The organism is Sphingobacterium sp. NPDC055431 (assembly GCF_053644255.1).
The window spans coordinates 138,626-152,180 of the sequence record NZ_JBSHLH010000001.1 but is presented as its reverse complement, the minus strand read 5'-3'; the positions used below and the strand labels follow the sequence as shown (position 1 = coordinate 152,180).

Below are 13,555 nucleotides of genomic sequence, written 5' to 3'. Positions count from 1 at the left end.
ACTGTCCCTTACCTTTTAAGGGCATTAAATAATATCTCGATTGGATGCAAAGCTCCAGCACCCGTTCCGTCCATGATCTGATGCCTACAGCTTGCTCCTGGTGCAGCAATCAAGGTCTCATCAGCCTTTCCACGCACGGCCGGAAATAACACTAGCTCTCCAATTTTCATCGATAGCGCATAGTGCTCTTTTTCATAACCAAATGAGCCCGCCATACCGCAACACCCGGAAGGTATCTCCTTCACCTTATAATTGGCCGGTATCTCCAAGATCTTAGCAACGATTGGCGACAGCCCCCAAGCTTTTTGCTGGCAGTGTCCATGTAAAAGAATATTTTCTTCCTTCGAGACAAATTGGTTAGATGATATATTCCCGACCATATATTCTTCCCAAATAAACTCCTCAATAGTCAATGCAAAAGGAGCGATCCTTTCGGCATCAGCCATCAAATCTTCGTCTACAAGGTCCACATATTCATCCCTGAAGGTCAAAATGGTCGAAGGTTCAACAGAAACCAGCTTAGTATTCGAATTCAACCTTCCACGGAAGGTCTCCACATTCTTATTGGCCAGTTTCTTGGCTTCACGCAATAAGCCTTTCGATAATAAGGCTCTTCCAGAAAAGGCATGTGGCACCATCAACACCTCATAGCCCAACTTCTCTAAGAGAATGACAGCTTTCTTGCCAATCTCCACATCATTGAAGTTGGTGAATTCATCACAGAAAAAGTATACAGATTTAATTGGTTCCTTATGCCCAGAAAAGGGCTTGTCCTTTCCTTGGAACCATTTTCTCAAGGTCTTTGAAGCAATTTTAGGGATATGTCTTTCAGGAGCAAATCCCAAAACATTTTTAACTAGACCAGAAGTTAGCTTTGATTCCACTACCCAATTGTACAGACCTGATATAGGTTGCATCAACTGCGTTAAAGTATCCACATGGGCTATCATTCTTGATCGGAATGGAATACCATGGCTATCGTAATAGGCTTGTAAGAACTCTGCCTTCAATTTGGCCATATCCACACTGGAAGGACATTCAGATTTACAACCTTTACAGCTTATACATAGATCCATGACCTCCTTGATTTCCTCATGGTCAAAAGGATTCGCCTTCTCCGAATTGGTCAACATCTCTCGCAGGATATTCGCTCGTGCCCTTGTTGTATCCTTCTCATCTTTTGTAGCCATATATGAAGGGCACATCGTACCACCTGATAAATGCGACTTCCTACAATCCCCAGAACCATTACATTGCTCAGCATGCTGTAAAATGGTCTGTCCTTTATACCTGAATACGGTCTTGATTTCTCTATTGGCTTGTCCAGGCTTATAGCGCAAGGAGCTATTCATGGAAGGGGTATCAACGATCTTTCCGGGGTTAAAGATCCCTTCCGGATCCCATGTCTCTTTAATTTCCTTTAGCAATTGGTAATTATGCTCTCCGATCATGAGCGGAATAAATTCCCCTCGCAATCGTCCATCTCCATGCTCACCGCTCAAGGAACCATTGTATTTTTTCACCAAATGAGCAATTTCAAGGGCTATTTCACGAAATAGCTGATTGCCTTCCTCAGTCTTCAAATTGATGATAGGCCTCAAGTGGAGCTCGCCAGTTGCCGCATGGGCGTAATGAACAGCATAAAGATTGTACTTCGTTAGAATTTCATTGAAATCCCTGATATAGGCCGGTAGATCCTCCACATCAACTGCAGTATCCTCGATAACCGCGACAGGCTTCTCATCCCCTGGCACATTGCTAAGCAAGCCTAAACCTGCTTTCCGAAGGTTCCAGACCTTCTTTTTGTCAGCACCTAGTACCACTGGAAAATGATAACCAAGTCCATGAGCCAGAAGATCTTCCTCAACAGCCTTAACTTTGCTCAGGATAGCCTCCTGATCCAGCCCATCATACTCTGCTATCAAGATTGCTTCAGGTTCACCATCTACAAAAAAGCGGTTCTTGGATTGTTCCAGATTATTCTTGGTACACTCCAAAATATATTTATCCATCAGTTCGCTGACCAATGGATGGTGTTTCAAAACAATAAGATTTCCCTTAAGGGCGTCTTCCAAGGAATTGAAATGAATACAAAGCAATCCACTTGGGTTTTCCGGCAATGGATTGGCATGCACCTTAATTTCGGTAATGAAGGCAAGGGTTCCTTCCGAACCGCAGATCAGTTTACAGAAGTTGAAAGGTTCTTTCCCCGCTGTAAAAGGATCGGTTTCCAGAAGCATATCAACCGCATAGCCTGTATTTCTACGATGAATAGAAGGCTTTGGAAAGTTCTCACGGATCTGTTCCTGATTATGGTAGTTGCCCAACATACTACGGATTTCATGATAGATCCGGCCTTCCAAATCAGTTTGTTTGCATTTGCTGTCAAACTCCTCAAAGCTCAATGCTTTGAACGTTACTTCAGAACCATCGCTCAACAAGGCTTCCACCTCTAAGGTATGCTCTCTGGCACTTCCATAGATCAATGAATTGGAACCACAAGAATTGTTGCCTACCATCCCACCAATCATAGCACGATTGGCCGTTGAAGTTTCAGGGCCAAAGTATAGTTTATAGGGTTTTAGGAAAAGATTCAGTTCATCGCGGATTACTCCGGGCTGAACCCTCACCCAGGATTCTGCTTGGTTGACTTCCAGTATTTCCGTGAAATATTTAGAAACATCAACCACGATCCCTGCGCCAACCACCTGACCAGCCAAGGAAGTCCCAGCTGTCCTAGGAATCAATGAAGTCTTTTGTTCTCGGGCAAATTTAATAAGCAAAAGAAGGTCTTGCTTATCTTTGGGGTAAGCTACTGCAAGTGGCAACTCACGATAAGCAGAAGCATCCGTTGCATATAACAGACGCATCTTTTCATCCCAATATAGTTCACCACTTAGTTGTTCCGAAAGCAGGGTCAACTGCTCTTCCATAAGTTATGATCCTTTAATCTGTGATGTATAGGTACTTTCGAATATTTTATCGGCATTGTTCGTCTCGAAGCCGTCACGACGATGCTCTCTCTTAATTTCTTCCTTTGCTAAATGTATAAACTGTGGCAATATACTGCGTTCTGCAAATTCAACATAACTACCTGCAATTTCCAAGGTTTTACCGTCTGCAAATTTAGCATCATACAAGGCCGAAACCGTACTGCTCTGTCTAAGAAGATTGTCTCCACTTGTTTTGATCTTGCCACCCGAAGTGTTCAATTTAATGCCAATGCTTTCTAAAAATGCATTGAACTCTTCGAGGGTATTATATCCATCTTTCAATTCATGGATAGAGATGGTATAGTGGTTCAAGTAATAGCGATTATAGATGACCCAAGCCGCATATTCACTTTCTGCGAGCAGGGTTTCATATTCAGAGGAAGTAGGTAGATCCCATAAAGGCTTCTGTAAGAAGTCTGCCAATTGCTGTCCATTGTTCAGATCCAATGCATCCACTGGATCAGAAGTGATTGGAGCCGTATATTTCAGGATAATCTTTTGGGCGGCTTGGCTCAACTCAGACACTCGCAATTGGGAAACAAATATTCGGGGATAATGGTCAGCAGGAGGTGCATACCAATGTGCGTCAAGTTTCTTGCCTTCAAAATAATAGTAATCCATCTTTTTATAGCCGAAAGAAAGGAAAATCTTCTCGAAGGAGGCGATTCCTAGATTGGGAACACCTAAGGTACGGAATGCAATATGGTCATTTACGATGTCAGCTTGCGATTGTACAACTCCACGCTCGAGAAGAGCCTTGGTAATCTTATCAACATCTGAAACGTTCGCTCGGTAATGTTCAAACAAATCGTTCAACACTATATCAATAGGCTTTTTTTCGTCGAAATGCATAACAATGAATTTAGTCTTATAATTTGAATAAAGTTATCTAAAATTTATCAAACAAAAACTATTGTTCAGCAAAAAAGAGATAACCAAAAATATTATTCAGGAAAACTACAATTCTTCCGCTAAAATCTTCTCCAACTCCTCGGCAGTCAGGTTCATATTGATATTTCCATCCTTCGCGAAGGAAATCTCTCCGGTTTCTTCCGATACGATAACGGCCACAGCTTCAGACACCTCGGTCACACCGATTGCTGCGCGGTGCCTCAATCCAAACTGAGGCGGCAGGTCCTCACTGTCCGACAGGGGAAGTACCGAGCTCGCTGTCATGATCCTGTTGTCCACAATAATAACGGCACCATCGTGTAAAGGGGAATTTTTGAAAAATATACTCTCTAATAATCTTTTGGAAATCGGCGCATCGATCATCGTACCACTGGTCTGGTAATATTCCTCATCAAAATATCTTGAAAACACCAATAGCGCACCAGTTCTAGACTTTGACATGTTCTGGCAAGCCTCCACGATAGGTTTGATAAATTCAACATTCTCACGGTGGGTAGATTTCTTGCCTCCAAAGATGGACCACAAGAACTTCTTCCGCCTTAGGGAGATATTTTTACCGATATGTAAAAGGAAACGCCGTATTTCCTGCTGGAACACGACAATCAAGGCAATGGATCCTACAGAGATAAAACCGCCGAATATCTCGGTCAAAAGGCGCATCTCCATCTGCTTTACGACTAGATATATACCGTAAAACAACCCCACACCAATCAAGATATTTACGGCTATAGTCCCTTTGATCAAGCTATAGACATAGTAGATGATAATTGCCACGAGCAATATATCGATGAAATCCAGTAGCCTGAAGCCACTTAATAGATTGAAGTCCAAACCATCCATACTTCCTGCAATTTAAAAAATATTATCCATTGATGAACCTATTTAAAATCATAAAATGATAGGAATATGGCAGTGCAAAACAGTAAATTTGTAAAAAGGAGCTAAACTATGACTAAACTTTCAGTAAATATCAATAAAATCGCGACCCTGAGAAATGCCCGTGGTGGAAATGTTCCAAACCTTCTTGCCGCCGCCCTAGCTTGTGAGAAATTTGGCGCACAGGGAATTACCGTACACCCAAGACCCGACGAAAGACACATCCGCTACCAGGATGTTTATGACTTAAAGGCCAACATCAGTACCGAATTCAATATTGAAGGTAATTGCCGTGAGCAGAAATTTATTGACTTGGTCCTTGCGAATAACCCCGCTCAGGTGACCTTGGTTCCTGATGAAGAAGGACAGATTACTTCAAACCATGGCTGGGACACCATCAAGCACCGTGAATATCTTTCCGAAATGGTGAAGCTTTTCAAAGATCAGGGCATCCGTGTTTCTATCTTTGTCGATCCAGTTGTAGAATTGGTTGAAGCAGCAGCAGAAACGGGAACCGACCGAATTGAACTGTATACCGAGGCCTATGCAACTGATTTTACCAATGATCCTGAAAAAGCGATCGAACCCTATGTTAAGGCAGCACTTGCAGCACAAAAGGTTGGATTGGGATTAAATGCCGGCCATGATCTTGACCTAAACAACCTACAATATTTCCATCAGAACATCCCTGGATTATTGGAGGTCAGTATTGGCCACGCCCTGATTTCCGATGCCCTTTACCTAGGTTTGGAAGAAACCATCAAGAGATACTTAGCCTGCCTAAAATAGCATAGGCAGAACACATAAATGAAAAATGGGAGCCAGTTTTGCTGACTCCCATTTTCTATTTGCTATTGACCTTAATGAATCGGTCTAAAGATTCTATTCCATCTAATTTTCGACAGGAAGGATCCGTTCTCATCCCAGCTCAACCATGTGAACAAGGCCTTACCAACGATATGGTCTTCCGGCACAAAACCCCAACCTCTCGAATCCAATGAATTATGGCGGTTATCACCCATCATCCAATAGTAATCCATATTGAAGGTATAACTGTCGGTTTTCTGTCCATTGATATAATAGCCATCAGATTTCTTTTCAAAGGTATTTCCTTCGTAAACCGAGATCGCTCTTTCGTACAATGGAACTGTCAATGAATCCAACTTAACGGTCCATCCTTTTTTAGGAACCTGGATAGGGCCAAAGTTATCATAGTTCCAAATGATCCCATTGGTATACATCGGGAAAGCCTGAAAACCTGGATTCGCATCCCCTGGCTCATAAATAATCTCTCTGAATTCCTTGATGTTGGACCATTTCTTCACCTCTTCAGCCTCAGATTTTGTCATGTGCATCGCATATTGACCCATACTTGGATCTGTATACAGCATGTCCATCTCGATACGCATATCCAACAATTTCTGAAGGTTGAGGCCGTTCGGATCTGTTATGACCAAATAGTTGGTCTGAAAATCCTCATCCGTAAAGGCAGGTTCTCCATTGACAAATAGTTTTGTGCGTTCCATGGAAATAACATCCCCAGGCATACCCACACAGCGCTTAATGTAGTTTTCGCGTTTATCGATAGGTCTATTGAAAGGTGCATCAGCTTCCATTGGGTAGTTGAATACAACCACATCATTTCTCTTGATATCCTGAAATCCAGGAAGTCTTTTATATGGGATCTTGATCGCTTCAGAATAAGCTTTTCCACCAGTGACAGGCATGGTATGGTGAGCAAAAGGAAATGCCAGAGGAGTCATCGGAATCCTTGGGCCATAGTTCAGCTTACTTACGAACAAGAAGTCACCAACCAACAAGCTTCTTTCCATCGATCCAGTAGGGATCATATAGGCTTCAATCAAGAAACCGCGGATCAGCGTTGCGGCAACGGTAGCAAAAATAATGGCGTCAGCCCATTCTCTAGCTACTGACTTTTTATATGGATATTTCTTTTTGAATTCCTCGGTAGTGGACTGTCCCAAATATTTCACATTCGGGTCCCTGCCCCAGATTGGCAAAACGATAAATGGAACCAACACTGCAGCAGCATTTTCCCAAAACCTACGTTTCCCAAAAGATTTGATCAAGTTCAATAAGAGATCATACCCTATAAAGATATTTACAATCGGAACAAATAGCCACACTATCCACCAGGTTGGCCTTCCAACCAATTGCGCCATGACATATTGTGCATAAACAGGAACAAAAGCTTCCCATCCTTGCTTGCCCGCTTTTCTATACAATAAGTACAGTCCGTAAGCGGAACCAATGATGTATATGGCTAAAATGATATACCACATATATTATTTATTAAAATCAAACATTTCAGTCACCTGATAAAACCCTTTTTTTCCAAAAAGCCACTCAGCCGCAATAACCGCACCCAAAGCAAAGCCTTCCCTGCTATGAGCAGTGTGCTTGAATTCGATTTGGTCAACTTCCGAGCTGTACAAAACAGTATGGGTACCAGGCACTTCTTCTATTCTTAAACTTTCGATCAGCAATTCATTTGGCTTTGGAATGACTTCCTCACCAGACCCTTCCACAGAATTTACCCAGGATTTCTTTTCATCACTGTTCTCCAAAATCCCTTCAGCAATGGTAATTGCTGTTCCGCTTGGGGCATCTAATTTATGAATATGATGGATTTCCTCCACCTGAACATCGTATTGCTTATATGGATTGATGGCCTTTGCCAACATCTTGTTGATATGGAAGAAGATATTCACTCCAATGCTGAAATTAGAGCCATATAGCAAGGCTTGATCAGCTTCTAAACAAGTATCTTTCACTTCGTCCAAATGCTCATACCAACCCGTGGTTCCGACCACTAGGGGCAGATTGGACTCAAAACAAAGACTGATATTTTCTAAGGCTGCATTTGGAGTACTGAAATCAATAGCCATATCAGCTTCCTCCAGATCTTCGGAAGTAATGCTGTCCCTATTTCTTTCATCAACGATCAAAACCACTTCATGCCCTCTTTTCATGGCGAAGCGCTCGATCAGTTGCCCCATTTTTCCATAACCTAATAAAACGATTTTCATATAGTTAATTGGTTTTTATTTAATGGTAAAGGTCATTTTCAAACCCGGAGATACAAATCCGCTTCCAGAAAAAGTACCCATCCCCGGTGTATAAGCATAGTTAGGAAGTAAGGTTGGTGAAACCTTAAAACTCAGATCATTACTGATATTCCAACGGTTTTTCAGGATCGAATCCACATAGGCCTCAACCACGTTCAATCCATACCAACCTACCGTTAGCAAGATCGTCAGGTCACGGTTTCTGCGACCATAATCCTTCTGTTGAACCAAACCCTGAACGGTCCAGCTACTATTGATACCCAAGGATTCGTGATTGGACGGCTGCCCAAACTCTTCCCGATATTGCAGCTCACCTAAGAACTCTTTATAGTACCATTGCCAGTAATTAAAGGTCAGACCTGCACCAACAAATCCTCCGTAAATGACCGGAACCTTGATCCACCATAAGCCCCCATTGGTATACTGTCCCCAACCTGGTAAAATCAAAGATCTTTTCCAGGCAATCCTGGTCAATCTTTCGATCGCCAACCTTGCTGAATCCTTACGGATATCCTTATAATAGAATTTCTCACGCTCCTTTTCAGCCTTTATCCTGGCTTTCCTTTCCGCGCGAGTCTCTTTCTTGACGGTATCTTGCGCAGCTTTCTTTACAGAATCCTGCACTTGGACCATTTTCGTAGAGTCAGGAATGGTATCTTTCACTTGGCTTTTAAGACAAGTAAAGGAAAAGATCATCCCAAAGAGCAGTAAAAATTTATACATTACCAGTCTAACAACTCTAAAATTCGGCTCAAATCATCCTCCGAGTTAAAAGGAATCTCAATGGCTCCTTTCCCTTTTGTAGATTTCACGTTCAATTTTACACGAGTGGCAAATTTCGAAGCCAGGTCATCCTCAATCTTTTGATATTGAAAATTCAAAGCTGCCTCTTTTTTGCCTTTTTGTTTTTTATCCTTAGCCTGTTGAACCTCACGGACCAATTGCTCAGCCTTACGTACCGACAATCCTTTTTCAACAATCTCCTTGAATATAAACAACTGTTTATCGATCTCTCCGACATTGATCAAGGCTCTGGCATGTCCCATGGATAAATCTCCATCACGGATTGCCGCCTGGATCACAGGAGGAAGTTTTAACAAACGAAGGTAATTGGTTACTGTAGAGCGGTTCTTGCTTACACGATCGCCCAGTTCCTCTTGTTTCAGACTGCATTCCTCGATCATTCGCTGGAAACTCAATGCAATCTCAATGGCATTCAGGTTTTCGCGTTGAATGTTTTCGATCAGTGCCATTTCTAGCATCTGTTGATCGTTTGCAGTCCTCACATAAGCAGGGATTTCGGTAATACCTGCCAATTTGGACGCCCTCAACCTTCTTTCACCGGAGATCAATTGGTATTCATTCTTACCAACCTGACGAACGGTGATTGGCTGGATCAAACCTTGTACCTCGATAGACTCAGATAGTTCCCTTAGGGCTCCTTCATCAAAATCTGTCCTCGGTTGAAAAGGGTTGATCGATATTTGTTCTACTTTAATAAAGTTTATGCTACCGGCAGGAGAGCTCGGTGTCTTGCTCGCAGGAACATCGGCCGTCTTGTCTTTAGGACTACTGATCACTTCCTGTTGAAGCAATGCGCCTAAACCCTTACCTAATCCTGTTTTCCGCTGTTGTGCTGCCATACTATACTGTTACAGTTTGCTTATTATTCTCTTTTAATAATCCATTCTTCTCCAAAATCTCACGTGCAAGGTTCAAATAATTGATGGCACCTTTACAGGATGCATCATGCATGATTACTGAAATCCCGAAACTTGGTGCTTCACTCAAACGCGTATTTCTCTGAATAATTGTATCAAACACCAAATCGTGGAAATGCGTGCGCACCTCCTCCACTACTTGGTTCGATAACCTCAAACGAACATCGTACATCGTCAATAAAATACCTTCGATCTCCAGTTCGGTGTTCAATCGTGTCTGTACAATCTTAATTGTATTCAACAACTTACCCAATCCTTCCAATGCAAAATACTCACATTGAACCGGAATGATCACTGAATTTGAAGCTGTAAGTGCATTGATGGTAATTAGCCCTAAAGATGGGGAACAGTCAATGATGACAAAATCATAATCATCCTTCACTTCATCCAAAAGCCGTTTCATCTTGTATTCGCGCTCCTCCAGGTTGATCATCTCAATCTCCGCACCGACCAAGTCGATATGGGCTGGCAATAGATCTAGATTTGGAGTATCGGTGGCCTGTATGGCTTCTTTTGCTGTCACATCATTCACCAAACATTCATAAATGCTGGTCTTAATGGCGCGAGGATCAAAACCAATTCCAGACGTGGAGTTTGCTTGCGGATCCGCATCCACCAACAAAGTCTTATATTCTAACACAGCTAAACTCGCAGCAAGATTGATGGAGGTGGTTGTTTTACCAACTCCTCCTTTTTGATTGGCTATGGCAATAATCTTTCCCATTGTGATTCCTCAATTTTTGAAAATAATGTCGACCGGCATTATTTCACTTCAATATGCAAATTAACATACCTTGATGATATTAGACACTTAAATGATGTTAAATTTGCTAATTTTGAAGCGAATCTCATTCTACCAAGTCAGGATGCTAAGATACGAAAAATAGATTTAGGTATTGATACCGAACGCTATTGCTTTTTACATGTAACATCAAACAATGAATTTAATTATCTCAGGCACAAATAGAAAACGTTCCAACTCATTAAAAGTTGCAAAATTTTATCAAAAGGAATTGTCAAAAAGGGGCGAAGAGTTTGAGATACTTTCCCTTGAGGATCTTCCCCATGATATCATTGATACGGATCTATATGGAAAACGCAGCGAAGCCTTTGCCGAGATCCAGGAAAAAGTGTCTGCAGCTAAAAAATTCGTGTTTATCATCCCAGAATACAATGGCTCCTACCCGGGAATCTTAAAGGTGTTTATAGATGCCTGCGCATTCCCTGCCTCTTTCTATCACAAAAAGGCCGCTCTGGTCGGGGTATCAACAGGAAAATATGGGAATATCCGTGGCGTGGACCACTTCACTGGTGTATGCAACTATATGCGCATGCACGTCTTGCCCTTAAAGATTCACATTCCACTGATCCAAAACGAATTGAATTCAGAAGAAGAATTTCAAGATCCTATATCCTTGAAATTTATCATGGAACAGATCGACGAAATCGAACGCTTCTAGGCCCAGCTGCTTTTTAGGTTCCACTGTCATATTTTCTTTATACAAGCTATTCTCTAGGGTCCTCCCAAAATTTTCTTGATTTTTCTTTTTACATTTAGTCCTTTGTAAAATTTTAAAAATCAACAACTATGTCGACCAACCCTATCAAATCCGTTGCACTTATCCTTTCCTTAGCATTAGCTTCCTGTAACCAATCCTCAACCGTAAAAGAAAATCCAGAAACTTCAGATTCCAGTGCATTTTTCAATGCAAAGGACTTGACCGGATGGCATGTGTACAACCGTGGAAATATGGATTCCAAATGGAAGGTCGACAATGGCGAATTAATCTGTGACCCGAAGGGCAATGGAGAATTCGGCGACTTGATCAGCGACAAAGAATACCAAGACTTTGAACTGGACTTCGAATGGAAGGTTAAAAAAGGAGGAAACAGTGGTGTATTCATCAATGTTCGCGAGGATAGTACCTACGCAGCCACCTTTGCAACTGGACTAGAAATGCAACTCCTTGACAATGCCAATGCCGAACCAAGGCATCAGGTAGATTCCACGCATTGGGCAGGCTGTCTCTATTCAGTGGAATGTATAGGCAGCAACTCCAAGCCCAATCCTTTCGGCGAATGGAACAAAGCCAAGATCAAACAGCAAGATGGACAGGTTACCTTTTGGCTCAACGACAAGATCACCTTCCAAGATAGCATCAATACCCCTGCATTCAAACAAAAGATTGCCAATAGCAACATGAAAAACTATCCAGCGTTTGCGACATACCCTAAAGGAAAGATAGCATTCCAAAATCATACAGACTCTGTTGGTTTCCGAAATATCGTCATCAGAGAACTGTAGACACGGCTATTACAGTAGAAATACTGACGTTTTTTTAACTCAGGCGACAATATATAATCCCAATGTCATAAAGGAACTATTATTTATAATCATTCTAAATAATACCTATTTTTACTCCAGCAAAGAAAACAGTTTCAATTATACAGAAGTCCTGTTTACCCGCATGAAGATAGGCATGCGGGTAATGCAGGCACAAATAAAAAACGGGATTGGCTATATATGGACAACTGTCGCCTAAGAATTCTCTCCAAAAATGACCAAGGCTTCATCAGTATGCCAGAGGGTCAGAATATCATACACCTTTGTTTCAATAATATCCTCATCAACTTCAGCAAAGAAGATTTCATCATGTTCCGAAGGATCGTGAAGGACATCTATGCCGAAAGCAGCCCCGTATCATTTCCAGATGGCCGAGAACGGATCTTATTGAACAGCCCCTATTCGGGAATCAATTTTTCCTTCAACCACTTTGAAATGACTGAATTGGTCAGGTCTTTAGATGAAGCCTATTACATGGAAAGAATCTATTCTTTCTTGCAATAGCAGGCTTTAATGGACTTTCCCACTACATTTATGATCGTTCAGTATCCAAGACGCCACACTAAAAATCAAATTAATTATTTGGCTTTGAATAATTTGCCAATTCACCCACAAAAAATATCCATAAAATATTTTGTAAATCAGAATTAACCCCTATATTTGCACACCGCAACACGGAAAAGGAGAATTAGCTCAGCTGGTTCAGAGCATCTGCCTTACAAGCAGAGGGTCACTGGTTCGAATCCAGTATTCTCCACCAAAAAAGACCAAGCTCAGTCATTCAGAGCATTCCGATGTCAAATCGGAAGTGGTCAATAAAAAGGAGGCTTAGCTCAGCTGGTTCAGAGCATCTGCCTTACAAGCAGAGGGTCACTGGTTCGAATCCAGTAGCCTCCACTACCGAAAGAAAAGCATCAAGAAATTGATGCTTTTTTGCGTTTAAAGGTACTAAATGGATGTTTTTCCAGGGCGGTGAAGCTGGTTCAGAGCATTCCGTCCTAAAGTCGGAAGTGGTCACTGGTTCGAATCCAGTAGCCTCCACTACCGAAAGAAAAGCATCAAGAAATTGATGCTTTTTTGCTTTACCCTATTTGGCCTCAAACCATCCAGATAAAATAATGTTGTCTCATTGGACAATAGGCCACAAATACGCTCTCTTTTCCTTGTGCCACCCTGAGAAGTAAAAATTTGGACTAAATTTATTGGAAGTTGATGACAGTAATTGGCAATGAAAATCAATTAGCTCTTTTATTTTTTAAATATAGAACCCCTTTTGGGGTTCCATTATTTTAGCTGGTATGGTACGTTAGCCTGAAAGTAGCGCAAAAACGATGTTCGATTAATCGAACATCGTTTTTGCATTAACCCTTTATAGTTCAATACCAATTCTAAAATAATTCTGCCCTTCCAGGGCAGTAGTTCGCCAAAAGAGAAATAAATCAGAAAAATAAATTTGCGGGCTAAATACCTAGAAACACAGATTTAACAAACTTGTCATTGGTAGGAACGAAAGGTCTCGGAACCATGCGAATACTGATTGTATTAGTAAACAGTTTCTGTACCGAAGGTACAGAATGACACGTCCGTATAAAGAAGAAACGTACAGATTCTTCACTGATC

General features: G+C 41.6%; 12 protein-coding genes and 2 tRNA genes. 6 read left to right on the top strand and 8 right to left on the bottom strand.

Going from position 1 to position 13,555, the window contains the following annotated elements:
* Positions 1–8: 8 nt before the first annotated feature.
* The 3 genes from ACWIB3_RS00665 to cdaA all read right to left on the bottom strand — a co-directional run bounded on the left by ACWIB3_RS00665 (position 9) and on the right by cdaA (position 4,745).
* On the bottom strand, positions 9–2,933 hold the full coding sequence (locus tag ACWIB3_RS00665; protein WP_454290643.1) for an FAD-binding and (Fe-S)-binding domain-containing protein: 2,925 nt from the start codon (positions 2,931–2,933) through the stop codon (positions 9–11).
* A 3-nt stretch (positions 2,934–2,936) separates the two neighbouring features.
* The gene (locus ACWIB3_RS00660; RefSeq protein WP_454290642.1) at positions 2,937–3,845 is read right to left on the bottom strand and encodes a 2-oxoadipate dioxygenase/decarboxylase family protein; all 909 of its coding nucleotides are present in this window, start codon (positions 3,843–3,845) and stop codon (positions 2,937–2,939) included.
* Between the two features lie 105 nt (positions 3,846–3,950).
* Positions 3,951–4,745 (bottom strand): diadenylate cyclase CdaA, encoded by a 795-nt coding sequence (gene cdaA, locus ACWIB3_RS00655; RefSeq protein ID WP_185211402.1) that lies wholly within the window; start codon positions 4,743–4,745, stop codon positions 3,951–3,953.
* 108 nt (positions 4,746–4,853) lie between these two features.
* On the opposite strand from cdaA, the gene ACWIB3_RS00650 reads away from it, so the two are divergent.
* Complete coding sequence (locus tag ACWIB3_RS00650) at positions 4,854–5,570, top strand: pyridoxine 5'-phosphate synthase (protein ID WP_185211403.1); 717 nt, start codon at positions 4,854–4,856, stop codon at positions 5,568–5,570.
* 71 nt (positions 5,571–5,641) lie between these two features.
* Here ACWIB3_RS00650 and lepB read toward each other — a convergent pair whose 3' ends face one another.
* From lepB to ACWIB3_RS00625, 5 genes are read right to left on the bottom strand one after another with little or no spacing between them, the layout of a single operon-like run.
* Positions 5,642–7,084 carry a signal peptidase I gene (gene lepB / locus ACWIB3_RS00645; RefSeq protein WP_185211404.1) on the bottom strand — a complete coding sequence of 481 codons (1,443 nt, stop codon included), beginning with the start codon at positions 7,082–7,084 and terminating at the stop codon, positions 5,642–5,644.
* 3 nt (positions 7,085–7,087) lie between these two features.
* Positions 7,088–7,831 carry a 4-hydroxy-tetrahydrodipicolinate reductase gene (dapB, locus tag ACWIB3_RS00640; protein WP_185211405.1) on the bottom strand — a complete coding sequence of 248 codons (744 nt, stop codon included), beginning with the start codon at positions 7,829–7,831 and terminating at the stop codon, positions 7,088–7,090.
* 15 nt (positions 7,832–7,846) lie between these two features.
* A complete protein-coding gene (locus ACWIB3_RS00635) occupies positions 7,847–8,593 on the bottom strand; it encodes a DUF5683 domain-containing protein (protein WP_454290641.1) in 747 nt (248 codons plus the stop codon).
* Positions 8,593–9,513: a ParB/RepB/Spo0J family partition protein gene (locus ACWIB3_RS00630; RefSeq protein WP_254526594.1), complete on the bottom strand. Its 921-nt coding sequence runs from the start codon at positions 9,511–9,513 to the stop codon at positions 8,593–8,595. Before ACWIB3_RS00630 ends, ACWIB3_RS00635 begins: the two co-directional genes overlap by 1 nt.
* A 1-nt stretch (position 9,514) precedes the next feature.
* Positions 9,515–10,315: a ParA family protein gene (locus ACWIB3_RS00625; RefSeq protein ID WP_185211408.1), complete on the bottom strand. Its 801-nt coding sequence runs from the start codon at positions 10,313–10,315 to the stop codon at positions 9,515–9,517.
* 214 nt (positions 10,316–10,529) lie between these two features.
* Between ACWIB3_RS00625 and ACWIB3_RS00620 the strand changes: the two genes are divergently transcribed.
* The 5 genes from ACWIB3_RS00620 (at position 10,530) to ACWIB3_RS00600 (ending at position 12,832) form a co-directional block, all read left to right on the top strand.
* Entirely contained in the window at positions 10,530–11,051 is a 522-nt protein-coding gene (locus ACWIB3_RS00620) for an NADPH-dependent FMN reductase (RefSeq protein ID WP_185211409.1), read from the top strand.
* A gap of 128 nt (positions 11,052–11,179) precedes the next feature.
* A complete protein-coding gene (locus tag ACWIB3_RS00615) occupies positions 11,180–11,896 on the top strand; it encodes a 3-keto-disaccharide hydrolase (protein WP_313261053.1) in 717 nt (238 codons plus the stop codon).
* Positions 11,897–12,115: 219 nt separating this feature from the next.
* The gene (locus tag ACWIB3_RS00610; protein ID WP_185215839.1) at positions 12,116–12,439 is read left to right on the top strand and encodes a DUF6686 family protein; all 324 of its coding nucleotides are present in this window, start codon (positions 12,116–12,118) and stop codon (positions 12,437–12,439) included.
* Positions 12,440–12,617: 178 nt separating this feature from the next.
* Positions 12,618–12,695: transfer RNA gene (locus tag ACWIB3_RS00605), tRNA-Val, on the top strand.
* A gap of 62 nt (positions 12,696–12,757) precedes the next feature.
* Positions 12,758–12,832: transfer RNA gene (locus ACWIB3_RS00600), tRNA-Val, on the top strand.
* Positions 12,833–13,555: the final 723 nt, after the last annotated feature.